Origin of the sequence: Flavobacterium sp. UBA7680 (assembly GCF_002482975.1) — a bacterium.
In the GTDB taxonomy this organism is placed as follows: Bacteria; Bacteroidota; Bacteroidia; order Flavobacteriales; family Flavobacteriaceae; genus Flavobacterium.
Genome location: NZ_DLHA01000031.1, coordinates 111386 through 138217, shown reverse-complemented (window position 1 = coordinate 138217; position 26832 = coordinate 111386). Strand labels below are relative to the sequence as shown.

Genomic DNA, 26832 nt, shown 5'->3' with positions numbered 1-26832 from the left:
ATCTTCAAATTTAGGAGCTTGTCTGTGAATAGACAAACCGTTTTCTCCTGTTTTTGGCAAGTTTCCTAAACCATCAATTGCATCTCCAATTACATTGAATAAACGTCCATATACATCTGGACCGATTGGCATTTGGATTGGATTACCAGTTCCAACTACTTCATATCCTCTTGACAAACCGTCTGTAGAGTCCATAGAGATTGTACGAACAGTGTTTTCTCCAATGTGAGATTGTACTTCTAGAACTAATAAAGTTCCATCTTTTTTAGTGACTTCTAACGAATCATAAATTTTTGGAAGTTCAACATCTTTACCGTTGAAAACTACGTCTACTACTGGTCCAATGATTTGAGCAACTTTTCCTATTACTTTTGACATTACTTATGTATTTATTAAATAGCTATTTAGGTTTATCGAAAATACCTCTTTTTTCAGAGCGCAAAGATAATTTTTTAAAATATAAAATCAATTTTTTTTTCATAAAAAATAGCACGATTTTGTTTGATTCATAAAAACAGACTTTTAAACTGTCGTTTATATCATTTTTTAACGAAATAAAAAAGCCACTTCATTTTATAAAACGAGTGGCTTTCTTAATTAAAAAAATGGTATATTATAATGATTTCGGAAATGAAATTGGATAATTACCCAAAGACACCCCTTTCAAATTCGAACCGTATTTAGCATTAATTGCTTCAATGAATTTATTTGCAATAAAAGCATATCCTCTAGGAGTAGGATGAATACCGTCTAATGAAAATGTTCCACCAAAAACAAAAGTTGATTTCATAACATAACCATCAACAGAAATTCCTCCTTCATCAATTTGTTTCATAATTGCATTTGCGTCTACAAAAGCCAATCCTTTTGAATCTGCAATAGATTTAATAGTAGCATTAAATGCATCTGTTGCTATTTTCAATTCTGTAATTTCCGTTGGAATCAAAACATATTTATCCTGCAAAGGATATGTAATTCCAAAGTTATTTAGAGGAGCAGGGGGTGCAATTCCCAAACCTGAATTTGCAGCCGTAGGAGCTGTTCCAATAGCTGATTGTGTAGTCAAAAGAATTAAATCAGTAGCTGTTGCCTGACGCGCTTGTCCGAAAATAGCACCATAAAAAGCTGCTGTTTGAGCACCAAGACTAGGTGTAAAAGCGGCTGTTAGCTGCGCCGATAAATTTGGCAGTGATTCATCTTTTATCAATAATGGATTTGCTGCAGTTGCAGACAATAAATTTATTCTTGAACCTGCTCCAAAAACAGTAAGCGCTTGCTTTAACGGACCGTATAACTGAGCATTCAAGGCTGTAATTAACGCAGTACCTTGAGCTGCGTTACCTTTTCCTATTGCAGCAGCCGTTAAAGGGTTGTAAGGAACTGTTTTGAAAAAAGGAATCGAAGTTACATAAGGAATATTAGCCACAACTCCTTTTGCTCCAGCAGAAGTTAAGGTTGTAATAAGTGCGCCATATGTTCCATCAAAACCAACTCCAGGAGCTCCTGAAGCCGGAGTTATTGGATTTGTTCCGTCTCCTCCAGTTGTAGCATATCCTAAAACATCATTATTACCTATCCAAAGAGAAAAAAACGTTGGAGACTGGCTCATTGCATATGCTAAAACAGAAGTTGTACCATTTGGAGCAAAACGCACATAATATGGATTTGCTGTTCCATTTGCTAAACCAGCTGCAGCTCCGTAAGTTGGAGACAATAAATGAAAACTTTTTGCTCCTGGAACCCCAGTATTATTATAAGGACCTGCCGCAGCTACCGCAGGATTCAACACTTCAGTTGTACTCGCTCCACTTACAGGGTCAACAGTCGAACTTGGATGACTTGCCGACACAGTTGTATTTAAATATAATCTTGGACCAAAAGCAGGGTTTACCTGACCACCAAAAAGCAGTCCACCAACATTATCACTCGTATACGGAATCTTAAATTCTCCTCCACCAACAAGCTTAAATTGCTGCGCCAATACATTTGTATATGCGCCTTCCTGCCCTTTTATAAAAAGTGCACCATCGCTAAAACCCGAAGTTAGAGAGTTTCCTAAAGCAACATATTTAGTGAAATTTGCACTTCCTGAAGTCAAAGGCAATCCATCAGATGAATTTATTGCTTCAGCAACTTCATCATCGCTATTACAAGCCATAAAGGTCAACGAAACCAATAACAGCCATTTGAAATTTTTTATCATAATATATATTTTTATAATTATATGTTTCTTTTCATTTCAAGAAACACAATAATGAATTTGATTTATAATTTAAGGATTGATTGTCCAAGAAGCAAAATACTGCTGTCCGATTAATCCCGCTCCAATAACTTGGTAGTATTCTTTACCTCCAATGTTAGCAGCTCCTAATTTTATTATCGATTTTAATTGTGGAATTGCATAATTTACCTGTGCATCAATTACTGTAGCTGATTTAATTGTGCCATCAGCGAAACTAGATTCCCATTCGTATTCGCTATTCCATCTTCCACTAACGTTGAATCCGAAGTTTTTGAATAATTTCTCATTTCCAAGAGACACTTTAACTCTATGCTTTGGAGTATTAAAACCAGATTCGAAACTTGGATCTTTTTCCTGATCAAAATCAAATTGAGCATAATTATAATTTACTCCTAATTCAAAATCTGAAACTACTTTTTTAGAAAGACCAACTCCAAATCCTAATGAATGTATTTCTACATCTGAATTTGTGTATAATTGGTACACTCTATATTCTCCATTTTGAATAGCTCTTATTGATTGTACGCCTGGATCACCAGTTCCAGCCGCAAGGTTAGGATTATCCTGTGCTGTTCCATAATAAGGAGCAATTACATTTAAATTACCAATAAAATTATTGTAAATATTATAATAACCGTTAAGATCAACAGACAAGCCATCAAAAACAGAACGATATCCTAATTCAAAAGCTTTAACTTCTTCTGGTTTCACATAATTTGCCGTAGATTTCTTTAACAAAGCTGCCGCCGCAACCGGGTTACTTCCTGCCAATGCCGAGAACGCATTAACAGAACTTGCTAAGTATGAATTACCATAAGCATTTTCTCCATTCATAACTTTCGTTGGACTACCAGTATAAGACTGCCCTTCTGGACTAAGATTAAAAGTTTCACTAAATCTTGTCAAGTTGTCTGGAGCAGATCCAAGCAATACTGCACTTCCAACATTAAACCCGATGTACTGATCTTGAGTTGACGGGTTTCTAAAACCTGTTTGGAAAGATCCTCTGAAATTATGATTTTTTCTCTCTCCGCCTGAATACACTAAAGATAAACGCGGTGAAATGTTACCGTCAAAGTTTTTTGATTTATCATAACGAATAGAACCTGTAAACTTTAATCTATCGTCTATGAATTTTTTCATTACTTGTGTGTAAGCACCATATTCATTATAATTAATTGGCCCATCTGCATCTGTATAAATTCTTCCATGAGAATTCAACTCATATAATCTAAAAGAACCTCCTACTTGAATTTCGGCAAATTTTATTTCATCTTTGAAATTATAATTTGCGTCAGAATGATAAATTCTAGAATTATCAACCAATTTTGAACCTGTAAGCACACTTTCATCGTCTATAACTTGATTAAAAGCTGTTTTAAATTGTGATGTTCCTGGTAAAAAACGACCCGTATCTGCTGTAGCTCTACCTGCTGCGTGTGCCTGATCTGGTGTCATACCAGCCAAAGTACCTTGAACATAAGCTCCAGCATATTGACCAAACCAAGTATTATCGTCTTTCCATTTTCTATTTACATTAATACCTGTAAAAACCATATCATAAGAATGTCCTCCATCTTCTGATGTTGTATATCCTCTCACAAAAAAGTTTTTTCCTTTAAATTCTATTTTATGCTGCTGCATAAAAAATTCGTTCAGATAGTATCTGTTAGCACCTTGGTAAACTGCATTTCCTGTACCAAATTTACTTTGCCAGATAATCTCCAATCTTTCATCTCCAAAAGGTCTTCCATGAAAAGAAAAGTCAATTTTCTTATTCGCTGCTTTATTATTCGTTAAATCTATCTCATTATATCCTGTTCTACTAACAATTGTATTTGGAAGAAGATTAGATGCTCCGGCAGGAATCAATCCCATTGACTCTAACTTTTGTCCAACTCCTTTTATGTTTGTTGAAGCCTCGTCACCATAAACATTTATACCATCATAACCAGGATTCGATCTATCTACACCTGGTCTAGTTTTATCATCGTAGTTTGTTGCATACCAATCTGTAGCCTGCATATACGTAAAGTTTGCTTTTGCAGCAAAATATTTATTGAAAGCATGTGCGAATCGAATACCGAAATCATAATATTCGTTTGTGCCAGCCGCTTCTTGAGAAGTAACTCCATATTTAAAATAAGTAGAAATCCCTTGATTAGTAAACGGGCTTTTACTTGTCATAAACAAAATTCCATTAAACGCATTCGCTCCATATAAAGCAGAAGACGCACCCGGAAGAAGCTCTACACTTTGAACATCAATTTCAGAAACTCCAATCATATTACCAAGAACAAAATTCAGTAACGGAGAAGAATTGTCCATCCCGTCAACCAGTTGCATAAAACGAGTATTGGCAACTGTAGCAAATCCTCTGGTGTTGATTGATTTAAACGACATACTACTCGTATTCATCTGAACCTCTTTCATATTCTCTAAACCGTCATAAAAAGAAGGAGACGCTGTTTTTTTAATATCCTGAATACCCATTCTTTCAATTGTAACAGGAGATTCTAAAACACGTTCAGGAGTTCTTGATGCAGAAACTACTATCTCGTCTAGTTTAGTTTCCTCTCCTTTTAAAATTACATTTACTTTTTGATTTGCAGATGTTACATTAATTGTTTGAGCTTCAAATCCCACTGCCGAAACTTTTATTGAAAAAGGCAATTTAGCATTTGTAGTTAACTTAAATGTCCCATCAAAATCGGTTGATACACCAGTACTACTCCCAGATACAACGATATTAGCACCGGGAATAGATTGTTTGTTACTATCAGTAACAGAACCTGTAATTGTATTCTGCGCGAAGGATATTCCGCTGAAAAACAACATAATTAGCAAGTAGACTCTCATTAGGGTTAGTTTTTGGTTAGTTCTTATTAGTTTTAATAGCCAAAATACAAATATTTTTAATATTAATAAAAAAACGTTAAAAAAAATTCATATTCAGCACAATATTTAAAACTATTTTAACTATTTCGTAATAGATTTTATTAGATAAAAATCAATTATTAAACCCGAAAAACCATAATACTATGCATACATATTAAATTTGAAAGAAAAATTGCGGATTTACTAAAAATACATGGTTCAGAAAAAAAATTTGATAAATAAAAAAAGCGAGACCTAAATCTCGCTTTTTTAACATTATTTGTATTTTAAAAAATATTTATTCTACCGTAACAGATTTTGCTAAGTTACGTGGCTGATCGACATTACATCCTCTCATAACTGCAATATAGTAAGAAAGCAATTGTAAAGGAATTGTTGTAATAAGCGGTGACAATGCATCCGAAGTTTCTGGAATTTCGATTACATAATCGGCTAATTCGCGAACCTGTGTATCTCCTTTTGTAACAACGGCTATGATTTTACCACTTCTAGATTTGATCTCCTGGATATTACTTACAATTTTATCGTAGTGACCTTGTTTAGGCGCAATTACAATAACCGGCATTTGCTCATCAATTAAAGCAATTGGTCCGTGTTTCATTTCAGCAGCTGGGTAACCTTCTGCATGAATATAAGAGATCTCTTTAAGTTTTAAAGCTCCTTCTAATGCTACCGGGAAATTATATCCTCTACCTAAATAAAGGCAGTTTGGAGCATCTTTAAATTTAGCAGCAATTTCTTTTGCTCTGTCATTTGTTTCTAATGCTTCAGCCACTTTTTCAGGAATTAATTCTAATTCTTGTAAGTAAGCATGGAAATCAGGATTTGACAAAGTTCCTTTTGCTTTTCCTAATCGTAAAGCAATCATGGTAAGAACCGTGATTTGAGTTGTAAAAGCTTTTGTAGAAGCCACTCCAATTTCCGGTCCTGCGTGCGTATAAGCACCTGCATGACTTTCTCTTGAAATAGATGAACCTACAACGTTACAAACTCCAAATACAAAAGCTCCGTTTTCTTTAGCCAATTTAATAGCGGCCATAGTATCTGCTGTTTCTCCAGATTGAGAAATAGCAATTACAACGTCATCTTTATTTATGATTGGATTTCTATATCTAAATTCGGAAGCGTATTCTACTTCAACCGGAATACGTGTAAATTCTTCAAAGATATACTCAGCAACTAAACCTGCGTGCCATGAAGTTCCACAAGCAACAATTAAAATTCGTTTAGCATTTAAGAATTTCTCCAGATTATCTTCAACACCAGCCATTTGAACAATTCCTTCATTTGCATGAAGTCTTCCTCTGTACGTGTCTTTAATTACGCTTGGCTGTTCGTAGATTTCTTTTAGCATGAAATGATCATAACCTCCTTTTTCAATCTGCTCCAAATTCAATTGAAGTTCCTGAATATAAGGATCTACTAAAGAGTCGTCTTTAATTTTTCTTACTTTAAGAGGTTTGTGCAGTCTGATATTAGCCATTTCACCATCTTCTAAATATACCGCATTTGCAGTATACTCAATAAACGGAGAAGCATCTGAAGCAATAAAGAATTCTCCTTCACCTACTCCAATTGCTAATGGACTACCTAGTCTTGCAGCAACAATTTCGTTTGGATTTTTTCTGTCAAAAACAGCAATTGCATATGCTCCAACAACTTGATTTAAAGCAATCTGAACTGCTTTACCAAGTTTAATTTTTTCATTTTTCTGAACTTCTTCAATCAAGTTTACTAAAACTTCTGTATCCGTATCAGATTTAAAAGTGTATCCACGCTTAATTAACTCTTCTTTAAGCGGTGCATAATTCTCAATAATTCCATTATGGATGATTACTAAATCTCCAGAATTAGAAACATGAGGATGCGAGTTCACGTCATTTGGTACACCGTGGGTAGCCCAGCGAGTGTGTCCAATTCCAATATTTCCATTAATTGTAAAACCTTCATTAGCTTTAGCTTCAAGATCTGAAACTTTACCTTTTGTTTTACAAACTTTTATACCTGATTCGTCATCATACAACATAACGCCGGCACTATCGTATCCTCTGTACTCAAGCCGCTTTAAGCCCTTGATAACAATAGGATAGGCCTCTCTATGGCCGATATATCCAACAATTCCACACATATATTACTTATTTATTTGGTTTCGTGTAGTAAACTTCAAGCCTCAATCTTTTATCGTAATCCGCATTACCGGCAGGTATATTATTACCATATAATATCGTACCTAACGGATTCATAACTGATGCTCTCGGTGCTTCTGAAAAATATTCATTTGTACTTGGGTTCAATAGAATTCTATTTTTCAGTTTGTTTGATGTTACAGCACTTATATCATCTATAACAACTAATCCTAATTTAACATTAGTTGCTGTTGCTGTTTTTATAATATTACGAATATGGTTTGTTATCCTAATTTTATAAGTAGTTCCTCTTTTTGTAGTTGCATCAACATTAATTATTCCTCCATAAATAACTTTCGACATTCTCGGGTCACTAGTTATACTTGAGCTTCCATCTGCACTATAATCTAAAATCGGTATATTATTTGTAAAGTCATATAAATATACCCTTTTAGGTTCTTGAGCTTCCAGATTATCAGTCTTTTTAACTGCCATTTTTGCAGCATCAATAGTAAAGACCAGATTAGCTTCATTTACCAGCCATCCGTTTTTTCTAATTTCTTCTAATTTAGAGCCAAAATCTTTAAGTTCTATAATGGCAAGAGATCCCTGACCACCTTTTAAATAAAGCCTGTCATCACCCGTAGTCATATTACGGCTACTTATCGCATTTTGATACGCGGCATCTTTAACATCCTGAAAAAGATTAACATTACTTCCGGTTAAGTTTATCACTAAAGTTCTGTCTTCTTTTACGTCATCAGCATCGGTTGTAATATCTGTTTTTGCTTTGTAATAAACTGTAATTTTTCCTTTAGAAAAATCCATTAATGCCATATTAGTATCAGGTTTGGTTGCAGATTTTTCAACCTTAAAATACAAGCCTCTAAAATATTCCTGAAATACATCAGCAGCAGAAAGTTTTTCTTTTGCAGCGTTTAAAATCTTAGTTTGGAAAAATGCCTTATTTAATTTTAAGCGCATCGCTGGCGATGTATACGTTTTAACATCTTTACCATCTTTATCTTTTGTTACCTCTGTAGTTTCCTTAGAACTAAAATAGAATTTATTATTTTGAAATTCGTTAGCATCATCATTCAATAAGGTTCCTTTATTAGTATCAAAATCGCTATTTTGATCATTATAATAAAGCTGTGCTAATTGATTGCCATTATCATAATAAGAACTTCTCATTAGATATTTAGACTCATAAACTCCCAATTTTAATAAACCTCCTGTACTTCCATAAATAGAATCAAGTTCATACTTATTCCTTCCAGTATCAGCATCAATACCTGTAACGTGACTAAAATAAGGTATATTAACAGTTACACTATCAATTACAGGTGCGTCTCCAACTGCTACTCCATAAGCAGCAAGTCCTACCTGTGTATTATAATTTGCAGTAGTGGTACCAAAAACCGGATTATCATAAATCCCTAAAGCATTAATTGCTAAAGAATTTGATTGTATTGGAGTTACTTCTTGATTATAAGCTATAACATCATATTTTTCAGATTCCAATCCAAAATGATCATCACCAATTAAATCATCACCAATCGCATTAAAATCTTTGTCGCAAGAATATAAAAAAACAACTGTTGCAGCTAATAGAATTTTCTTAATAAAAGAAGTATTGTACATATTCGTATTAATAGTTAAAATTTAAAGACCCATAGTTTTATAGAAATTTGTATACGCTTCAGCGAATGCATCTTTCGCGGCGAAAGGTAAAAAAGGTTTTCCTGAAGATTCTATAAATTTTGTTAAACTTGGAGAAACATTTTCTGATGCAATAATGACAGCATCAGAATGCAATATGCTGGCCTTTAAGACATTTTCGTAATTTGGAGTTTCAAGATCAGAAATTGATTCGTGCGGAACACCATCAAATTTAACCTTGTTTATCATTTCTAAATCTAAATTTTCATCAAAAGACTGACCATAAACTGAGGTAACAATTTTTGTATCGTTAAACAAAGCCTCATTTTTATAATAGTGTTTCATATAAATTGGAAGCATCGCCGCCAGCCATCCATGAACATGGATAATATCCGGAACCCAATTTAATTTTTTTACAGTTTCAACAACTCCCTTTGCAAAAAATATCGCACGCTCGTCGTTGTCTGGATATAAAACCCCTTCTTCATCTGCAAAAGTGGCCTTACGTTTAAAATATTCATCATTATCAATAAAGTAAACCTGAATTCTTTCTTTCGGAATTGAAGCTACTTTGATAATTAATGGCATATCTAAATCATTCACTACCAAATTCATCCCTGAAAGCCTGATCACTTCATGTAATTGATGTCTTCTTTCGTTGATATTTCCATATCTTGGCATGAAAATTCTTATCTGACCTCCCTGATCGTTAATCATTTTAGGAACGTCATAAGACATTAAAGAAACCTCATTTTCAGCCAAATAAGGCACGACTTCAGATGATACGTATAATATCCTCTTATCTTTCATAATAGTATTTTACTTAATTTTTGGTAATAAAAACGTCGCAAAATTACAAAAATTTATGCAGTTTATAACTAATATATTATGTTTGCACTAAATTTTAATAATACCGCCATGCATATTTTCTACGGTAAAGTAGCTCTGATAGCTTATTTAAAAACTATCAAAACCGCAAATTCGACTATAGGATTTGTCCCAACCATGGGAGCTTTACACCAAGGGCATCTGGCTTTAATGCAACGTTCACTTAAAGAAAATGACGACACTGTTGTAAGTATTTTTGTAAATCCAACGCAATTTAACAATCCCGAAGATCTTGAAAAATACCCTCGAACTCTTGAAGAAGACGTTAAGAAAATGAGAGGTTTAAGTGACAAAATAATTTTATATGCTCCTTCTGTCGATGATATTTACGAAGGGCAGACTATTTCGCAGTCTTTTGACTTTGACGGTTTAGAAAATCAGATGGAAGGAAAATTCCGTCCGGGTCATTTTAACGGTGTTGGAACAATCGTAAAACGTTTGTTCGAAATCGTTACGCCAACCAATGCTTATTTTGGCGAAAAAGATTTTCAGCAGCTTCAAATTGTTAAAAAACTGGTTGAGAAAAATGATTTACCTGTAAACGTTGTTGGTTGTCCAATTTTTAGAGAAGACAATCTTTTGGCAATGAGTTCCAGAAACGAAAGACTAACTGCTGAAGAAAGAAAAGAAGCTTCGATAATCTATAAAGTTTTAACTGAAGCCAAAGAAATCTTCCAAAACAGTACACCTGAAGAAACCATAAAATTTGTTGAAGATTCTTTTAAAGACAACGAAAGATTTGACCTCGAATATTTCGTCATTGCTGATGAATCGACATTATTACCTATCGATCACAAAACAAACGATAAAAAATACCGTGCGTTTATAGCGGTATTTGTTAATTCTATAAGACTGATAGACACCATTTCATTAAATTAAATTACCTTTGCTCCATGCAAATTCAAGTTATAAAATCAAAAATTCATCGAGTAAAAGTTACTGGAGCTGATTTAAATTATATTGGCAGTATTACTATTGATGAAACTCTACTGGAGGCTTCAAACATTATTGAAGGCGAAAAAGTAGCTATTGTTAACATTAATAATGGAGAACGTTTTGAAACTTATGCCATTAAGGGAGAAAAAAATTCAGGCGAAATTACCCTGAATGGACCTGCTGCCCGAAAAGTTCAAAAAGACGACATTATTATTATCATTTCTTATGCGACACTGGATTTTGAAGAAGCTAAAACCTTCAAACCGTGGATCATTTTCCCAAATGAAAACGATAATTCGTTAACATAAAACCACATTTCCTTTCTTATTTACGTGTGAAATTTGTCAAAAATATTTTTGTACAAACAGATTTTCTTTTGCCTAAATCGAAAATTTATTAACCGTAAGAAATCATTGCTTTTTTTACAACCCCAAATAACAAAAAGCAAATAAAATAGTATATTGCTACACTATTTCGAATACTTTTTAATTCACTGAAATGCCACAAATCATGAAAAAAGTTTACCTACTCATTACATTAATTTCCATTTCTGTATTCTCCCAGAAAAAATTTGACAATATTCAATCCGAAAAACTAGGAGAAGAAAGAAGAATAACAATTGGACTTCCCCCTTCTTACGATGCAAAATCAGATAAAAAATATCCTGTTTTATATTTATTAGATGGTGATTATTTGTTTGATCCGTTTTCCGGAGCTGTAAGTTATGGTAATTATTGGGACGATATTCCAGAGATGATTATCATAGGTATTCATCAAAATAAAGATGAAGAACGTTACGACGATACCACAATTGATCAAAACGAAGGTTTACCTTTTGAGAAAGGAGCAAAATTTTTCGAATTTATTGGTTCAGAGCTAATTCCGTATGTAGAGAAAAAATACCGTACATCACCTTTCAGAATTATTGCAGGTCATGATGTAACAGCAAGTTTTGCCAACTTTTATCTTTATAAAGAAGAACCTCTTTTTAATGCATACATTTGTTTGAGCCCGGAACTTGCTCCAAAAATGGAAGTCCGTATCGCTGAAAAATTTGCCAAAATACAAAAACCAATATTCTATTATCTTTCTGCCGGAGAAGGCGATATCAAGAAAATAAAAGAACCGATTGAAAAATTGGCTGGAAATATTAAAATCGCAAATAATCCGTTAGTGAATTATAAATACGAAGTATTTAAAGGCGCAACACATTATACTGAAGTTTTACATTCTATTCCGAGTGCATTATATCAGATTTTTGATATATACAGACCGATAAATTCTGCCGAATTTAACGACAAAATTGCAGTTCTTCAAACAGGTTATGCTGATTATTTGCAAAAAAAATACAGCGATATGTCTGAAGTTCTAGGAGTTCAGATTCCTGTTAGAATGAGTGACTTTAAAGTAATTGAAAATATTATTTTAAAAAGAAATGCCTACGACGAATTAGGAAGAATGGCCGAAATTGGAAACGTAAATTATCCAAAAGCCATGTTAGGAGAATATGAATTAGGCTTGATGTATGAAAAAATGGGCGATCCTAAACATGCTTCAAAAAAATACCAAAATGCTTCACAAATGGAGCCAATTGGCGATTTGAATAAAGATTTGATGTATGAGAAAATTGACGAAATGAATACGCTTGCTAAAAAAACCAAATAATGTCAAAAGTTAAAACTTCCTTTTTTTGTCAAAATTGCGGGACCCAGTATTCTAAATGGCAGGGACAGTGCAACGCGTGCAAAGAATGGAATACAATTGCCGAAGAAATAATTCAGAAGCAGGAAAAAGCAGCATGGAAAAGTGAACCAACCTCAACAAGCAAAGCACCGAAACCTTTAAAAATAAATGAAATCGATTCGGCTCAGGAAATCCGAATGGATACTACCGACGGGGAATTGAATCGTGTTTTAGGAGGCGGAATTGTTCCGGGATCTTTAACGCTTTTGGGCGGAGAACCGGGAATTGGAAAAAGTACACTTTTACTTCAAATCTCATTAAAATTACCTTATAAAACTTTATATGTTTCTGGAGAAGAAAGCCAGAAACAGATAAAAATGCGTGCCGAAAGAATAACGCCAAATAGCGATAATTGCTATATTTTAACGGAAACTAAAACGCAAAATATCTTCAAACAAATTGAAGCCATTCAGCCTGAAATCGTAATCATCGATTCGATTCAGACTTTACATACTGATTATATTGAATCAACTGCCGGAAGTATTTCTCAAATTAGAGAAACTACTGCCGAATTGATCAAGTTTGCCAAAGAAACGAATATCCCGGTTATTTTAATTGGCCATATTACCAAAGACGGAAATATTGCCGGACCAAAAATTTTGGAACACATGGTTGATACCGTTTTGCAGTTTGAAGGCGACAGAAATCACATTTACCGAATTTTACGTTCCTTAAAAAACCGTTTCGGTTCCACTTCTGAACTTGGAATTTATGAAATGCTTGGAAGCGGTTTGAGAGAAGTCAGCAATCCGTCAGAAATCTTGATTTCGCACAAAGACGAAGAATTATCAGGAACCGCAATTGCTACAACGCTTGAAGGAATGCGTCCGTTAATGATCGAAATTCAATCTTTGGTAAGTACCGCAGTTTACGGAACGCCGCAACGAAGCACAACAGGTTACAACGCAAAAAGACTAAATATGATCTTGGCAGTTTTAGAAAAAAGAGCCGGATTCCGTTTAGGCGCAAAAGACGTTTTCCTAAACGTAACCGGAGGAATTTCTGTTGATGATCCTGCAATTGACCTTGCTGTTGTTGCCGCTATTTTATCATCAAACGAAGATATTCCGGTTGGAAAAGGTTTTTGTTTTGCCGGTGAAGTGGGACTTTCTGGAGAAATTCGTCCTGTAAACCGTGTTGATCAAAGAATTCAGGAAGCTGAAAAATTAGGCTTTGACACTATCTTTGTTTCTAAATACAACAAAATTGCTTTAAAAAATACTGGAATCAAGATTGAACTTGTGGCAAAAATTGAAGATGTCGCGAGTATTCTTTTTGGTTGATTTTTGATAAAAATACCACTATGAATTTTCCAAAACAAAAAATATTCAAAGCTTTAAAAATACTGGCTGTAATAGTAGTTTTGCTTTGCATCGGATTATACTTTTTCCGCAATTCACTTTTAAAACAGGCCATTGCAAAAGTAACTCACAAAATGGCTGTTGATTATAATAGTGATTTTTCAATAAAAGATGCTTCTTTTAATGGTTTATCAAGCATCAAACTTACCGATGTTGTTTTGGTTCCCAAAAATGCCGATACACTTTTAAAAATCAAAAACATTGAAACCAGCGTCAGTTTAAGTAATTTATTAATTGGTGATGTTCAGCTTGGAACTCTAAAAGTTGACAATGGTTATATTCAATTAGTAAAAAAAGGGAAAATTCGCAACTTCGATGCTTTCTTAAAAAGAGACCGCGACGATTCTGAAAAAAGCGAAAAAAGAAAATATGGTGCTTTTGCCTATCGCATTATTTCAAAACTGCTCAATTTGGTTCCGACCGATATGAATTTGGATAACTTCCAATTCAAAATTGACGATAACGGCAAAAAAACTGCTGTAGCAATCAATAAACTGGTTTTAAACAACAAACAACTCGAAACCAGTATTCATGTCCAAAGCAAAGATTTTGATCAACGCTGGAACTTAAAAGGATTTGCAGACCCAAGAAATCAAAAAGCTGATATTCGATTTTTTAATTTAGATACCGGAGCCATTCGTGTTCCGTATCTTGATGAACGATATGGCTTAAAAGCAAGTTTTGATTCTATTCGTTTAAACGTTGAAAATATTGACAAAAGCGGAAGCGAATTTCATCTTGACGGGTTTACTTCTATCGTAAACCTAAAAATCAATCATCCAAAAATTGCCAGTAAAGATGTCGTTATAAAAAATGCACGTTTTGATTATAGATTTTTATTAGGCGATGATTTTATTTCAATTGACAGCACTTCGTCAATGACGTTGAATAAAATTAAACTACGCCCTTACATTTCATACAATACTGAAAAAGATACGGTTTATACTTTAAAAGTAGATATTCCGAAAATGAATGCGCAGGATTTTATTGTTTCGCTTCCTGATGGTTTGTTTACACATTTCCAGGGAATGCAGGCAACCGGAAATTTCGATTATAAATTGGATTTCAAATTCAACAAAAACAAACCAAACACACTTGTTTTTGACAGCAAACTAAACAAAGAAGATTTACGAATTACGAAATATGGCGAAGCTGATTTAAATAAATTAAACGGCGAATTTGTCTATCGCGCGATTATTCAAAATGTATTGCAAAGACCAGTTTTGGTTGGAAATGCGAATCCAAATTATACGCCTTTAGATCAAATTTCTCCATATTTAAGAAAATGTGTTTTAACAACCGAAGATCCGTCGTTTTTCTCACATCGTGGCTTTATAAATGAAGCTTTCAAACAATCGATTCTAAAAAATATTAGAACTAAAAAATTCTCACGCGGCGCGAGTACAATCAGCATGCAGTTGATTAAGAATGTTTTCCTTACTAGAGAAAAAACGCTTTCGCGAAAGCTGGAAGAAATCTTATTAGTTTACATTTTAGAAAATAACCGAATTGTAAGCAAGGAAAGAATGCTGGAAGTTTATTTCAACATTATCGAATGGGGACCAAATGTTTATGGAATTGGTGAAGCGAGTCATTTCTATTTCCAAAAAAGTCCGTCGGCTTTAAATGTTGATGAATGTTTGTACTTAGCAACGATTATTCCGAAACCAAGAAAATTCATGTATCAATTTAATGATGAAGGTAATTTGAAAGATTATGCATTGAAAAATCAAAAATTCCTGAAGAATTTGATGTTCCGTCGTGGTCTTTTAATTCCTGAAGATACAATTGGTCAGCTTCCTGTTTATATTTCAGGAAATGCGCGCTCGTTAATAAAAATCAAAGCTCCGGATTCAACTGCGGTTAAAAATGATTCTTTATCTACTGATGAGGAATTTGATTTGTAGGTATTTGCCACGAAGGCGCTAAGGCACAAAGTTTTTATTAAAGTTTGCGGAATTTGCGCACAAACATGCAGAGTCAAAAAGTTTTTTCAATAGCCCCTAGCTTCAGCTAGGGGGAATAAAATTGAGTTAAAAAGGGCTTTAGCCAAACTAATAAAAGTTTGGCTAAAGCCCTTTGATTTGGCATTTATGTTGCCATCCAGCTAAAGCTGGACGCTATTAAATTTAAAAGTTTGAACTTCGCGACTTTGCGAAATTATAACATCAAGCTTAGAAAAAACTTTGTGCCTTAGTGCCTTCGTAGCAAAACCCAAACTACCTAAAATTCTTTAAAAACTCTTCTTTATACGTCGATGAAACCTCAATTTCAGTTTCATCATTGAGCGTGACAATCCCGCCTTTATTATACGATTTCACACAATTCATATTAATAATATGCGACTTATGAACACGAATAAAAGGCAATGGCAAAATCTCTGAAAAATGTTTTAAAAATCGGCAGACCATTTTTTTACTTCCGTTATGGAGATATAAATCGGTGAAGTTGCCGTTACCGCGAAGACGGACGATTTCTTCCATTTTTACGACTTCAAAACCTTCGAGCGTTGGCAGAATAACTTGCTGTTTTTCCGGTTTTTGTTCGTGAAAGTTTTCTACGATGATTTTATTTCGGTTGAAAATTTCATTGTTCATTATCTGATGCTGTACTTTATTTACGGCAACAATTAATTCCTCAATGCTTATGGGTTTTAGCAGATAATATGCCGCACTCTGATTCAAAGCTTTCAGCGAATATTCAGAAAAAGCGGTTACAAATATGGTTTCAAAATGTAAATCTTTACACGCTTCCAAAACATCAAAAGCATTTCCAAAAGGCATTTCGACATCCAGAAAAACCAATTGCGGTTTCACTTCATGAAGCAGCGGAACAGCTTCTTTTATATTTTGAGCTTCGCCCACAACCTCAACTTGCGGACAGTATTTGCTTAAATAGTTTTTAAGCACTTCGCGCGCGGCAAGTTCATCTTCGACAATTACACTTTTTATTTTTTGAAGCGTCATCATATTTTGTCAATTAGTGGAAAAACAATTTCAACAATAGTTCCCTTCTCTGCTCCTTCTTTCTCCGAAATATTAAACGAAATGTTCTTTTTGTACAATTCGTTCAAAAGATCAATTCGCTCTTTTGTATTGTTCAAACCGCGGGATTCGTAGATTTTTTGGTTTGTTGTTTTGAGTTCGCGGCTTTTGGTTAAACCAATTCCGTTGTCATCAATAGTAACAATAATTTTTCCGTTTTTAAAATTAAAACGAAGCGATAAAAATCCTTTTTGGTCTAAATATCGCAATCCGTGCCAAATTGAATTTTCTAAATGCGGCTGGATAATCATATTCGGAACAAAAACCCTTTCAGCATCCAGCGAATCATCTACCATAATTTCAAAATCAAATTTATCTTCAAAACGCAAATGTTCTAAATCCAGATATTTCTTAAGCTGTTCGACTTCTTTATCCAAAGAAATAAAATCCTTATTGGAATTTTCCATCATATTTCGCATCAAATTCGAATACGAAGTCAGGTATTTATTGGCTTCCAGTTCTTTATTTTCAGATATAAATTGATTGACGCTATTCAAACTATTGAAAATAAAATGCGGGTTCATTTCACGACGCAAAGACTGCAAAGCGATTTCTTTATTTTTTATTCTGATGGAATACAATGCTTTCGAAATAAACGTAAATAAAAGCAGCAGTAAAATTACCGAACCAATCAGAAAATAATTGAAGGTGTTTTTCTTTGAAATCAACTCGTCTTTCAACGTTTTTTCTTTTTCTAACTGACGAATTTTATCTTCGGTAATCTGAAACGTTTTGGCATCGATTAAAGTCGTATCAGAATGAATCAGCTTTTCGAAGTTTTCAAAAAACTGCTCGTATAACGCCATACTTTCTTTATCCTCGCCTTTTGTTTTGTAGTATTTAATTAATGATGATAAACTTTTTTTGGCTTCCGCCGAATTTCCTTTTTGAAACGATAAATCATACGCTTGTTTCAACGATGAAATTGCTTTTTCAGCTTCTGATTTTTGAAAATAAAGTGACGCCAGCGATTGCAATTGTTTTATTTCAGTATTATAATCTTTATTGGTTTTGGCTTCGGCAAGCAGCTTTTCGTTTATCGTTACGGCTTTATCAAACTGATTGTCTTCGGCATACACTTTTGCAATTTCATTTTTGATTTTAATTACAGCTTCGGGTTTATCTTTTGCATACACTAATGCTTTTTTATAGCTTTCAATCGCAACCTTTTTATCTTTTAAGTCTAATGAATTTTGTGCTTTTTGTACATACGCATCGGTAACTTCTTGGCTTTTCTTTTCTTTTTTCAGTAATTCGATATTAGAATCTACATAACCCTTTTGACTCTCCGGATTCGACTGATTTTTGAGTCGGTTCGCATCGTTTAAATTTATCTTTTCTTCAGAAACATCTTTTGCCAATGAACCTGCAACTTCATAATTTTTAATTGCCGAATCAAAGTTCTTTTGGTTTTCCTGTGTTTTGGCCAAACTTCGGGTTACACGGGTTTTATCTTCGGTTAGTTTTAATTTGGTATAACTGTTTAATGCTCTTTTAAAATATTCTTCGGCTTTGGCATTATCACCATTATTTAAAAATTCATTCGCCAGCCTTTCATAATTCTGAGCAATTTTTGATTCATCATTTTCATCTAATGATTTAGATAAATCGTCGGCGGCTTTACTGATTTTGACTTGTTTGCTCTTTTCACTTTTCTGCACAGAAGCTTCCTGCGCTATTGTACCCTGTGGAAACAATAACACAAAAAAAACCAGACCAAAACCAATTAATAAATGACGTTTCACAATATGTAATTTAGAAATGTAAAGTAACCTAATTTCAAATTCCTATCCTATATTTTTCACCAAGTCAAATGCCCTGTTGACCCATTCTGTCAAAAATACGTTTTTTCGATCAATACATTTGACCACTAATTCTTAAAAACTATAATCATGAAAAAACTATTCTTTACATTTTTAACTGTATTATCTTCTTCATTTATAATTGGTCAGGCTTCAGGAAATGTCAATTATCAAAATCAGCAATCTTATAATAACGACAATACGATCGACACCGATTTTCCTTCAAATGGTGATATTGTGGTAAGCGTTAAAGGGCTTGCCAATATCAAAGCAGATGCTTACACGGCCATTTTTAGCGTAACTCAAACGGGTAAAACCACTAAGGAAGTAAATGAATTAATTGATCAACGAATTACGCAGTCGCTCAATGCCATTAAACTTAAAAAAGGCGTTGAGACTTTTGTTGACATGATTTCGTTTGTGCCTGCTTATGAATATGAAGCCGAGAAAAAACTTTTTAATCGTAAAACTTACAATGAAGTTCCGGCAGGATTTGAGTTGAAGAAAAACATTCATATCAAATTTTCAGATCCAAATCAGCTTAATGAATTTATTTCCATTTTATCCAATAATGAAATATACGATTTGGTACGAGTGGATTATTTCTCTAATACATTAGAAACGATTAAGAGAGATATGATGCTAAAAGCAAAACTTTTGGTTCAGGAAAAAATTAAAAACTATCAGGAACTGCTCGGCGAAACATTTATAAATGCCGAAAAAAGAATTACAGATGATTATATCGTAAATGTTCCGGTAGAAATGTACAAATCGTATGAGGCTTACAATGGTTCTTCTTTAAACTTAAAAAAAGCAGCAAACGTTAATCAGCTTAGTAAATCTGTTACACTTTATTATCAGCCTGTATTTAATAAAGAGTTTGATTTTGTAATTAATCCTACTGTTTTAGAACCTGTTATTCAAGTACAATATGAGGTTAAAATGGCGATTAGCAGAGAAAAGAAACAACCTTTAAAAGCAGATAAAACTGAGAAAGAATTTATTCTGGTGACTGCAAATGGTGATTTAAAAACATTGAATACGAGTACAGCCAGAACAATTCATTAATCTGGCAGAAGCATTTCACCAAGTCAAAATACCGTTTCACCATTTGTTCAAAAAACGCGCGTTTTTAGTTTCTAAGTTTGATCTGTAATCATCCAATTAAAACTAAAATTATGAAATCAAATCTTTTTATTTCCGCGCTTTTTGCTACTGCGTTTTCTATTGCCGGCTATAATTCAGCTAATGCAAATCCGAAAAACAAAACTAAAATTGAAAAACCAGTTTCGGCTGCAGCAACTAAAATACAAGTAGCACTTTTACTGGACACATCAAGCAGTATGGAAGGATTAATTGATCAGGCCAAATCGAGATTATGGAATATCGTGAATACTTTAACGACTTTAAAATACGAAGGAAAAACTCCAGATATCGAAATTGCTTTGTATGAATATGGAAATAGCGGTTTATCAGAAAAATCAAATTACATCAGACAAATTACGCCGCTTTCAACAGATTTAGATTTGATTTCGGAACAATTATTTGCGCTTAGAACCAACGGCGGAAATGAATATTGCGGCGCAGTAATTCAGGATGCGACAAAAGAATTAAAATGGGCAAACGAGAACAACAGCATGAAACTGATTTACATTGCCGGAAACGAAGGATTCAATCAAGGAAAAATCAGCTATAAAGAAGCGATCAGCAGTGCTCTAAAAAATGATATTTATGTAAACACGATTTTCTGCGGTAATAAAACAGAAGGTATAAACATATTTTGGAAAGATGGTGCTGACATCGGAAAAGGGAAATATTTTAATATTGATGCCAATCAATCTGTAGAATATATTGCAACGCCTTATGACGATGAAATCACTAAATGCGATGAAAAAATAAACAAAACCTACATTAATTATGGTTCTAAAGGCGAAGCAAAAAAAATGAATCAGGTTATGCAGGATCAAAATGCAAAAAAGGTTTCAAAAGCGAATTATACCGATCGCGCTGTGAGCAAATCAAAAGCGGTTTATAAAAATGAAAGCTGGGATTTAGTCGATAAAACAAAAGATGATGCGGCGGCACTTTCGAAAATTAAAAAAGAAGAACTTCCTGTTGAACTTCAGGGTAAATCGACTGAAGAATTGCAAAAAATTGTAGCCGAGAAAACGAAGGAAAGAGAAACGATTCAAAAAGAGATTAGTGTATTGGCAAAAAAACGTCAGGCTTATATTGATACCGAAGCTAAGAAAACTAAAAAGCAAGACGATCTTGGCAACACGATAAATACTTCGATAGTTTCTTTTGCAAAAGTGAAAGGTTATACGGTTGAGAAATAAATCGTACTGCAAATCCTGAAACATGAAAAAGAAAATATTCTTTTTGCTTTTGCTGAGCATTTTTGGCTTGAGTTTTGCCTGTAACAATAAGGCAGAAAAGCCAGAAATCATAAAAAGTTCAAAACCGGTTTACTCCTACGAAGAGAAACTAAAAAGTGAGATAACTGAGATTAGGATTTTTTTGGGGAAAACTCCTAAATACAATTCAAATGTTGTCTTCTTATTAGATATGAGGATTGAATCTGGAAAAAACCGGTTTTTTGTTTATGATTTAAAACACAACAAAATACTCCACAAAGGCTTAGTTGGTCACGGTTCCGGATCTGAAACCGGAATTGACGGAAAACTAAAATTTAGCAATACCAAAGATTCTAATTGCAGTTCGCTTGGCAAATATGCAATTGGTAATTCTTATTTTGGAACTTTTGGAAAAGCATACAAATTATACGGTTTAGACAAAACCAATAGTAATGCTTTTGACCGAAATATTGTCCTCCACAAATATGTAGATATTCCTTTTGAAGAACAAACAAATCCTATTTGCAATAGCTTGGGATGCCCAATGGTTAACGAAAAGTTTTTTGGCGTAATCGAAAAAATGATTGATCGTTCTAAAAAGAAAATTCTTTTAGTAATGTATTATTAAACCAACCTTTCAGTCCTTTTTGTCATCTATACTTATATAAAACACTTTAAATTATACTCCGATGATTAAAAAACAAGCAACTGCGCTCTTATTATTGTTAGGCATTTTTGCCTTTGCGCAAAAACCAATTTTTACAACTGCAAAAGTAAAAGCGGCAACGGTATATTTTAATGCTGCCGAAATTTCTCAAACTGCAAGTATAACTTTACCGTTAGGAACAAGCGAAATTGTAGTTAAAAATGTGGCTGTAAATTTAAATGAAAGTTCTATCCAAATTGGTACGCCGGCAAGTGTAACGGTTCTGTCCGTTCAGTTTACTAATAATTATATTTCAGAATATGAAACTGATCCGAAATCGCCTTTATTGAAAAGAGTTCGCGACAGTATTATTTTGGTTCAAAAGGAAATTTTGAAAGTAAATAATACTATCAATTCTGAATCAAAAACCATTCAGTTATTAGATAAAAACCAACAAATTTCCGGCGTAAATTCTGGATTAAATGTTGCCGAATTAATGAAAATGGTGGATTATTACAAAAGCAAACAATTAGAAATTGCCAACAACATTAATACGCTGACGGAGAAAAAGCAAAAACTGGATGAAACGCTTCAAAAGCTGAACAACAAACTTGAAGTTGATACAAGTAAAGAAGAAAAAACTTCATCTGGAAAACTGATTGTTCAGGTTATGAATAGTGTAGCCGGGCCGGTTCCTTTAGAAATATCTTATTTAACCAATAATGCTTCCTGGTCTCCTTTTTATGATTTGCGTACCGAAAGTGTTGCGGCGCCAATTAATATGATGTACAAAGCACAAGTGGTGCAAAATACAGGAATAGACTGGAAAAAAGTAAAACTGACTCTTTCAAGCGGTTATCCAAATCAGAATAATCAAGCGCCAATATTGAGTTCTTGGTTTCTGGCGAATCAGGTATATAATGATCAAGTTATTACTACTTCTGCTTATGGAATAAGGAATCAGATACAAGGAAGAGTTTTTAAAGATAAAAAAGCAAGTAACGAAATGGAAATGGCTGCACCAGTCCTGGCAGAATCATCTGTTTCGAATTACACAACTGTTGCAGAAAACCAGCTTAATATTTCTTTTGATATCGATATTCCGTATGATATTTTATCGAATGGAAAAATTCACAGCGTATCTTTAAAAGAAATAAAACTTCCGGCAACGTATAAATATTATGCTGTTCCAAAAGTGGAAAATGATGCTTTTTTACTTGCTGAAATTGCAGACTACAGTAAATACAATTTACTGCGAGGCGAAGCGAATATTATTTTTGAAGGAATGTATGTTGGTAAAACATTTATAGAACCGAATCAAACCAGCGATACTTTGAACCTGAGTATGGGACGCGATAAAAAAGTATCTATCAAGCGTGAAAAAGTGGCTGATAAATCGGGAACTAAGTTTTTATCTGCCAAAAAAGAACAGACTTTTACTTTTGATATTACGGTAAGAAATAATAAAAAAGAAGCGGTTGAATTGCTGTTGAAAGATCAATATCCGTTGACTACAAATAAAGATATTGAAGTAGAATTATTGCAGAGTGATTCGGCAAAAGTAAATGCCGAAACCGGAATATTAACCTGGCAATTGCAGTTGAAACCAAATGAAACTAAGAAATTCAGAATTAGTTATAAAGTGAAATATCCAAAAGATCAGACTTTGAACTTATAAGCAAATAACATTTAAACACGAATTCCACAAATTAACACAGATCAATCCGTGAAAATTTGTGGAATTCGTGTTTTAAAAAGCCTTCGACTTCGCTCAGGCTGACATTTGTGTTACGGTGCCGGATCTGGAATTATTGCCTGAACGTGGTTGATTTCGGCTATAATTTCTTTTGATAAAACGACATCAATTGTGGCAATGTTTTCTTTTAACTGTTCCATTGTTGTGGCACCAATAATGGCGCTTGTCAAAAATGGTTGCTGCAAAACGAATCCCATTGCTAATTCAGTTAACGTTAATCCGTGTTTTTTAGCAATTTCCAGATACAATTTTGTTGCCTGTGTACATTGTTCGCTTTTGTAACGTGTATATTGCGGAAAAAGATTAACTCTCGCATTTGGATGTGCTTCGCCAGTTAAAAATTTACCCGTTAAAACTCCAAATGCTAAAGGCGAATAAGCCAATAAACCAACGTTTTCATATTTTGAAACTTCGGCAGAGCCTACTTCAAAAAGACGGTTCAATAAATTATACGGATTTTGAACGGTTTTGATTCTTGGAAGGTTTTGATATTTGCTTTCTTCTAAAAGACGCATCATTCCCCACGCATTTTCGTTTGAAACCCCAATATGTTTAATTTTTCCTTCTTTAATTAATCCGTCAAACGTTTCGAGGATTTCTCTAAAATGATCTTCCCACGCATCATCATGACCATTAAAACCACGCTGTCCGAAATAATTCGTTTTACGTTCCGGCCAATGCATTTGGTACAAATCAATATAATCTGTCTGAAGACGTTTTAAACTGTTTTCTAAAGCATATTTAATACTTGCCGGAGAAAAATCTGCTTTTTCTCGCATATAAGTAAAATTCGGGTTTGGTCCCGCAATTTTAGAAGCTAAAATAACTTTATCACGATTTCCTGATTTTTTAAACCATGTTCCGATGATCTTTTCTGTGCTTCCGTAAGTTTCTTCACGTGCCGGAACAGAATACATTTCGGCTGTATCAAAAAAGTTTACGCCTTTTTCAAGTGCATAATCCATTTGGGCATGGCCTTCAGCTTCTGTATTCTGCTGACCAAAAGTCATGGTTCCAAGATTTATTTTACTAACTTTTATATCTGTGTTTGGGATTGTAGTGTATTTCATTTTTTTCTTTATAGGTTCAAAGTTGAAGAGGCGCAAAGGTACAAAGGGATTTTACAAATCTAAATTTGACAAAGGTTAAAAAAAGTACAAGATTTTTATGCCAGCGTTTCCTGCAAGGTTTTCAAAACCTTGTAGGTATTATTATTATTTCTCAACAAACTTAAACCTACAAGGTTTTGAAAACCTTGCAGGAATAAAAAAAAGGGTTCAAAGTTTTACTTTGAACCCTTTTTAAAAATCTTAGCATCTTAGTCCCTCAGAACCTTAGCACCTTAATTAATACTATTAAGCATTTCAGCAATTTCATCTAATCTTGGTGTTAAGATGATTTCGATTCTACGGTTTTTAGCTTTTCCTTCTGGAGTGGTGTTACTTGCCAAAGGAGAAAATTCGCTTCTTCCTGCTGCTGTAAGTTTTTGTTTGTTGATTTTATTGTTTTCGCTCAAAATAGCTACAATTGCAGTTGCTCTTTTAGTAGATAAATCCCAGTTGTTTGCAATTGGTCCAGAACCAGCGTATGGATCATCATCTGTATGTCCTTCGATAAGAACCGAAAGATCCGGATTATCTCCCAAAACTTTTCCAAGTTCAACAACGGCTCTTCTACCTTCTGTTCCAACAGCCCAGCTTCCTGAATTAAAAAGTAATTTGTTTTCCATAGAAACATACACTTTTCCATTTTTCTGTTCTACTGTTAAACCTTTACCTTCAAAACCAGTTAGTGCTTTTGATAAAGTTTCTTTTAGCTTGCGCATTGCTTCTTCTTTTGCAGCGATCATAGCTTCAAGTTCTTTTAAACGATTTGCTGTTTTATCCAAACTTGCTTGTTCATCAGCCAGTTTTTTAGATTTTGCTTCTAATTGAGCAAGCAAATCACGGTTTTTAGCCATATTGCTTTCTAATGCGTCATTGCTGTTTTTCTCTAATGCATTATAAGAATCCTGCAACACTTTGTATTTTCTTTGCTCAGCAGCTAAATCCGCTTTTTGTTTTGCAAGTTCATCTTTTGTTGCCGATAAATCTTTTGTTAGTTTATCACGGTCTAATTCTAACTGATTTTTTGCTGTTTTTAAGTCAGCATTTTCGTCAGCGATAGAACGATTTTCTTTTTTTAGATCTGAATATTTAGTTTCAAGATCATTGTAAATCTTTTTGGATACACAAGAAGTTGCAGACAATGCCAGAACTACTAATCCAATGGAGGCTTTTTTAATCATTTTACTTTTGTTTTTTATTTGGGGCGTTAATTATTCTAATATCTAAATTTTTAAATTCCAAATTCCAAAATGTTCATAGTTTTAGTGGAATGTGTATTTAAATCTTTGAACCGCAGTTCTCTCAACAAGAACAATACCAAACTTTATTCAATTTCAACTAAAACCGGACAATGATCTGAGTGTATAGCATCTGGAAGAATAACGGCACGTTTTAAACGATGACCCATTACTTCGCTCACTAAATTATAATCGATACGCCAGCCTTTGTTGTTTCCTCTTGCTCCTGCGCGGTAACTCCACCATGAATAATGATGCGGATCTTTATTAAAATGACGGAAACTGTCAATAAAACCAGACTTCATAAAACTATCCAGCCAGGCACGCTCTTGAGGTAAAAATCCTGAAACGGTTTTGTTACGAACCGGATCATGAATATCAATTGCTTCGTGACAAATATTGTAATCACCGCAAATAATAAGATTTGGAAGCGTCAATTTCAATTCGTTAATGTACGTTTGAAAATCATCCATAAACATAAATTTATGATCTAATCTTTCGATGTTAGTTCCAGACGGTAGATATAAACTCATTACCGAAACATCATCAAAATCAGCACGTAAGTTTCTGCCTTCAAAATCCATATGATGAATTCCGGTTCCATAAACTACTTTTTTAGGTTCTATTTTAGATAATATTGCAACACCGCTATACCCCTTTTTTGTTGCTGGATAATAATATTGATACGGATAGCCGGCAGCCGTTATTGCCTCTACAGGAATCTGATCCTGAGTAGCTTTTATCTCCTGAAGGCAAATAACATCTGGGCTTGCTGCTTGGAGCCATTCTATAAAACCTTTAGTAATTGCAGCACGAATTCCGTTTACATTATAAGAAATAATTTTCATCTGGATATTTTTTTAAGGATTCCAAATGTAATAAAAAAGAGGAAAGTTTGTAATTGAATAAAGGAAAAGTAGAGTTTTTTGTTATCTTTGTTCGCTGCTCTAATAAATTAAAAATAGTACATGGGTTTAGTTACCGCGAAAGAAGTTGCAAAGGCAATAAATGTTGAGAAGTACGGAGT

Annotated in this window: 19 protein-coding genes and 1 pseudogene; 9 read left to right on the top strand and 11 right to left on the bottom strand. The window is 33.9% G+C overall.

Annotated elements, in window-relative coordinates; all coding sequences use genetic code 11:
- The 6 genes and pseudogenes from B3C18_RS13990 to B3C18_RS13965 form a co-directional block, all read right to left on the bottom strand.
- Positions 1-378, bottom strand: a pseudogene (locus B3C18_RS13990) (F0F1 ATP synthase subunit beta); the annotation flags it as partial.
- A gap of 235 nt (positions 379-613) precedes the next feature.
- The gene (locus B3C18_RS13985; RefSeq protein ID WP_291147798.1) at positions 614-2203 is read right to left on the bottom strand and encodes a G-D-S-L family lipolytic protein; all 1590 of its coding nucleotides are present in this window, start codon (positions 2201-2203) and stop codon (positions 614-616) included.
- A 69-nt stretch (positions 2204-2272) separates the two neighbouring features.
- Positions 2273-5101, bottom strand: coding sequence for a TonB-dependent receptor domain-containing protein (locus B3C18_RS13980; protein ID WP_291147796.1), 2829 nt, complete (start codon positions 5099-5101; stop codon positions 2273-2275).
- A 316-nt stretch (positions 5102-5417) separates the two neighbouring features.
- Entirely contained in the window at positions 5418-7268 is a 1851-nt protein-coding gene (gene glmS / locus B3C18_RS13975) for a glutamine--fructose-6-phosphate transaminase (isomerizing) (protein WP_291147794.1), read from the bottom strand.
- Between the two features lie 7 nt (positions 7269-7275).
- Positions 7276-8910, bottom strand: coding sequence for a DUF4270 domain-containing protein (locus tag B3C18_RS13970; RefSeq protein ID WP_291147792.1), 1635 nt, complete (start codon positions 8908-8910; stop codon positions 7276-7278).
- A 21-nt stretch (positions 8911-8931) separates the two neighbouring features.
- A complete protein-coding gene (locus B3C18_RS13965; protein ID WP_056199861.1) occupies positions 8932-9738 on the bottom strand; it encodes a glycogen/starch synthase in 807 nt (268 codons plus the stop codon).
- A 78-nt stretch (positions 9739-9816) separates the two neighbouring features.
- Here B3C18_RS13965 and panC point away from each other — a divergent pair, with 78 nt between their 5' ends.
- From panC to B3C18_RS13940, 5 genes are all read left to right on the top strand, one after another.
- Positions 9817-10695, top strand: a complete 879-nt coding sequence (gene panC / locus B3C18_RS13960) for a pantoate--beta-alanine ligase (protein ID WP_291147789.1) — start codon at positions 9817-9819, stop codon at positions 10693-10695.
- Positions 10696-10709: 14 nt separating this feature from the next.
- Complete coding sequence (panD, locus tag B3C18_RS13955; protein ID WP_053473997.1) at positions 10710-11060, top strand: aspartate 1-decarboxylase; 351 nt, start codon at positions 10710-10712, stop codon at positions 11058-11060.
- Positions 11061-11262: 202 nt separating this feature from the next.
- Positions 11263-12417 carry an alpha/beta hydrolase gene (locus B3C18_RS13950; protein WP_291147786.1) on the top strand — a complete coding sequence of 385 codons (1155 nt, stop codon included), beginning with the start codon at positions 11263-11265 and terminating at the stop codon, positions 12415-12417.
- A complete protein-coding gene (gene radA / locus B3C18_RS13945) occupies positions 12417-13778 on the top strand; it encodes a DNA repair protein RadA (protein WP_180856066.1) in 1362 nt (453 codons plus the stop codon). The genes B3C18_RS13950 and radA overlap by 1 nt, the downstream gene beginning before the upstream one ends.
- Positions 13779-13798: 20 nt before the next feature.
- Positions 13799-15763: a transglycosylase domain-containing protein gene (locus tag B3C18_RS13940; RefSeq protein WP_291147782.1), complete on the top strand. Its 1965-nt coding sequence runs from the start codon at positions 13799-13801 to the stop codon at positions 15761-15763.
- A gap of 312 nt (positions 15764-16075) precedes the next feature.
- Here B3C18_RS13940 and B3C18_RS13935 read toward each other — a convergent pair whose 3' ends face one another.
- The gene (locus B3C18_RS13935; protein ID WP_291147780.1) at positions 16076-16825 is read right to left on the bottom strand and encodes a LytR/AlgR family response regulator transcription factor; all 750 of its coding nucleotides are present in this window, start codon (positions 16823-16825) and stop codon (positions 16076-16078) included.
- Complete coding sequence (locus tag B3C18_RS13930) at positions 16822-18645, bottom strand: tetratricopeptide repeat-containing sensor histidine kinase (protein ID WP_291147778.1); 1824 nt, start codon at positions 18643-18645, stop codon at positions 16822-16824. Before B3C18_RS13930 ends, B3C18_RS13935 begins: the two co-directional genes overlap by 4 nt.
- A 147-nt stretch (positions 18646-18792) precedes the next feature.
- On the opposite strand from B3C18_RS13930, the gene B3C18_RS13925 reads away from it, so the two are divergent.
- The 4 genes from B3C18_RS13925 (at position 18793) to B3C18_RS13910 (ending at position 23383) form a co-directional block, all read left to right on the top strand.
- Positions 18793-19770 (top strand): SIMPL domain-containing protein, encoded by a 978-nt coding sequence (locus B3C18_RS13925; RefSeq protein WP_291147776.1) that lies wholly within the window; start codon positions 18793-18795, stop codon positions 19768-19770.
- Positions 19771-19880: 110 nt separating this feature from the next.
- Positions 19881-21041, top strand: coding sequence for a vWA domain-containing protein (locus tag B3C18_RS13920; protein ID WP_291147774.1), 1161 nt, complete (start codon positions 19881-19883; stop codon positions 21039-21041).
- A gap of 22 nt (positions 21042-21063) precedes the next feature.
- Positions 21064-21687 carry a murein L,D-transpeptidase catalytic domain-containing protein gene (locus B3C18_RS13915; protein WP_291147772.1) on the top strand — a complete coding sequence of 208 codons (624 nt, stop codon included), beginning with the start codon at positions 21064-21066 and terminating at the stop codon, positions 21685-21687.
- A 61-nt stretch (positions 21688-21748) separates the two neighbouring features.
- Positions 21749-23383: a DUF4139 domain-containing protein gene (locus B3C18_RS13910; protein WP_291147770.1), complete on the top strand. Its 1635-nt coding sequence runs from the start codon at positions 21749-21751 to the stop codon at positions 23381-23383.
- A gap of 110 nt (positions 23384-23493) precedes the next feature.
- Here the strand turns inward: B3C18_RS13910 and B3C18_RS13905 are convergent, their stop codons facing one another.
- From B3C18_RS13905 to B3C18_RS13895, 3 genes are all read right to left on the bottom strand, one after another.
- Positions 23494-24531 (bottom strand): NADP(H)-dependent aldo-keto reductase, encoded by a 1038-nt coding sequence (locus B3C18_RS13905; RefSeq protein ID WP_291147768.1) that lies wholly within the window; start codon positions 24529-24531, stop codon positions 23494-23496.
- 272 nt (positions 24532-24803) lie between these two features.
- Positions 24804-25748 carry an OmpA/MotB family protein gene (locus tag B3C18_RS13900; protein ID WP_291147766.1) on the bottom strand — a complete coding sequence of 315 codons (945 nt, stop codon included), beginning with the start codon at positions 25746-25748 and terminating at the stop codon, positions 24804-24806.
- 143 nt (positions 25749-25891) lie between these two features.
- Entirely contained in the window at positions 25892-26653 is a 762-nt protein-coding gene (locus tag B3C18_RS13895; protein WP_291147764.1) for an exodeoxyribonuclease III, read from the bottom strand.
- Positions 26654-26832 lie beyond the last annotated feature (179 nt).

Coding starts and splice junctions, on each gene's coding strand:
- B3C18_RS13915 (WP_291147772.1), top strand. CDS start 21,064: ATGAAAAAGAAAATATTCTTTTTGCTTTTGCTGAGCATTTTTGGCTTG.
- B3C18_RS13910 (WP_291147770.1), top strand. CDS start 21,749: ATGATTAAAAAACAAGCAACTGCGCTCTTATTATTGTTAGGCATTTTT.
- B3C18_RS13900 (WP_291147766.1), bottom strand. CDS start 25,748: ATGATTAAAAAAGCCTCCATTGGATTAGTAGTTCTGGCATTGTCTGCA.
- B3C18_RS13905 (WP_291147768.1), bottom strand. CDS start 24,531: ATGAAATACACTACAATCCCAAACACAGATATAAAAGTTAGTAAAATA.
- B3C18_RS13935 (WP_291147780.1), bottom strand. CDS start 16,825: ATGATGACGCTTCAAAAAATAAAAAGTGTAATTGTCGAAGATGAACTT.
- B3C18_RS13970 (WP_291147792.1), bottom strand. CDS start 8,910: ATGTACAATACTTCTTTTATTAAGAAAATTCTATTAGCTGCAACAGTT.
- B3C18_RS13985 (WP_291147798.1), bottom strand. CDS start 2,203: ATGATAAAAAATTTCAAATGGCTGTTATTGGTTTCGTTGACCTTTATG.
- B3C18_RS13895 (WP_291147764.1), bottom strand. CDS start 26,653: ATGAAAATTATTTCTTATAATGTAAACGGAATTCGTGCTGCAATTACT.
- B3C18_RS13965 (WP_056199861.1), bottom strand. CDS start 9,738: ATGAAAGATAAGAGGATATTATACGTATCATCTGAAGTCGTGCCTTAT.
- B3C18_RS13980 (WP_291147796.1), bottom strand. CDS start 5,101: ATGAGAGTCTACTTGCTAATTATGTTGTTTTTCAGCGGAATATCCTTC.
- B3C18_RS13920 (WP_291147774.1), top strand. CDS start 19,881: ATGAAATCAAATCTTTTTATTTCCGCGCTTTTTGCTACTGCGTTTTCT.
- panD (WP_053473997.1), top strand. CDS start 10,710: ATGCAAATTCAAGTTATAAAATCAAAAATTCATCGAGTAAAAGTTACT.
- glmS (WP_291147794.1), bottom strand. CDS start 7,268: ATGTGTGGAATTGTTGGATATATCGGCCATAGAGAGGCCTATCCTATT.
- B3C18_RS13940 (WP_291147782.1), top strand. CDS start 13,799: ATGAATTTTCCAAAACAAAAAATATTCAAAGCTTTAAAAATACTGGCT.
- radA (WP_180856066.1), top strand. CDS start 12,417: ATGTCAAAAGTTAAAACTTCCTTTTTTTGTCAAAATTGCGGGACCCAG.
- B3C18_RS13950 (WP_291147786.1), top strand. CDS start 11,263: ATGAAAAAAGTTTACCTACTCATTACATTAATTTCCATTTCTGTATTC.
- panC (WP_291147789.1), top strand. CDS start 9,817: ATGTTTGCACTAAATTTTAATAATACCGCCATGCATATTTTCTACGGT.
- B3C18_RS13925 (WP_291147776.1), top strand. CDS start 18,793: ATGAAAAAACTATTCTTTACATTTTTAACTGTATTATCTTCTTCATTT.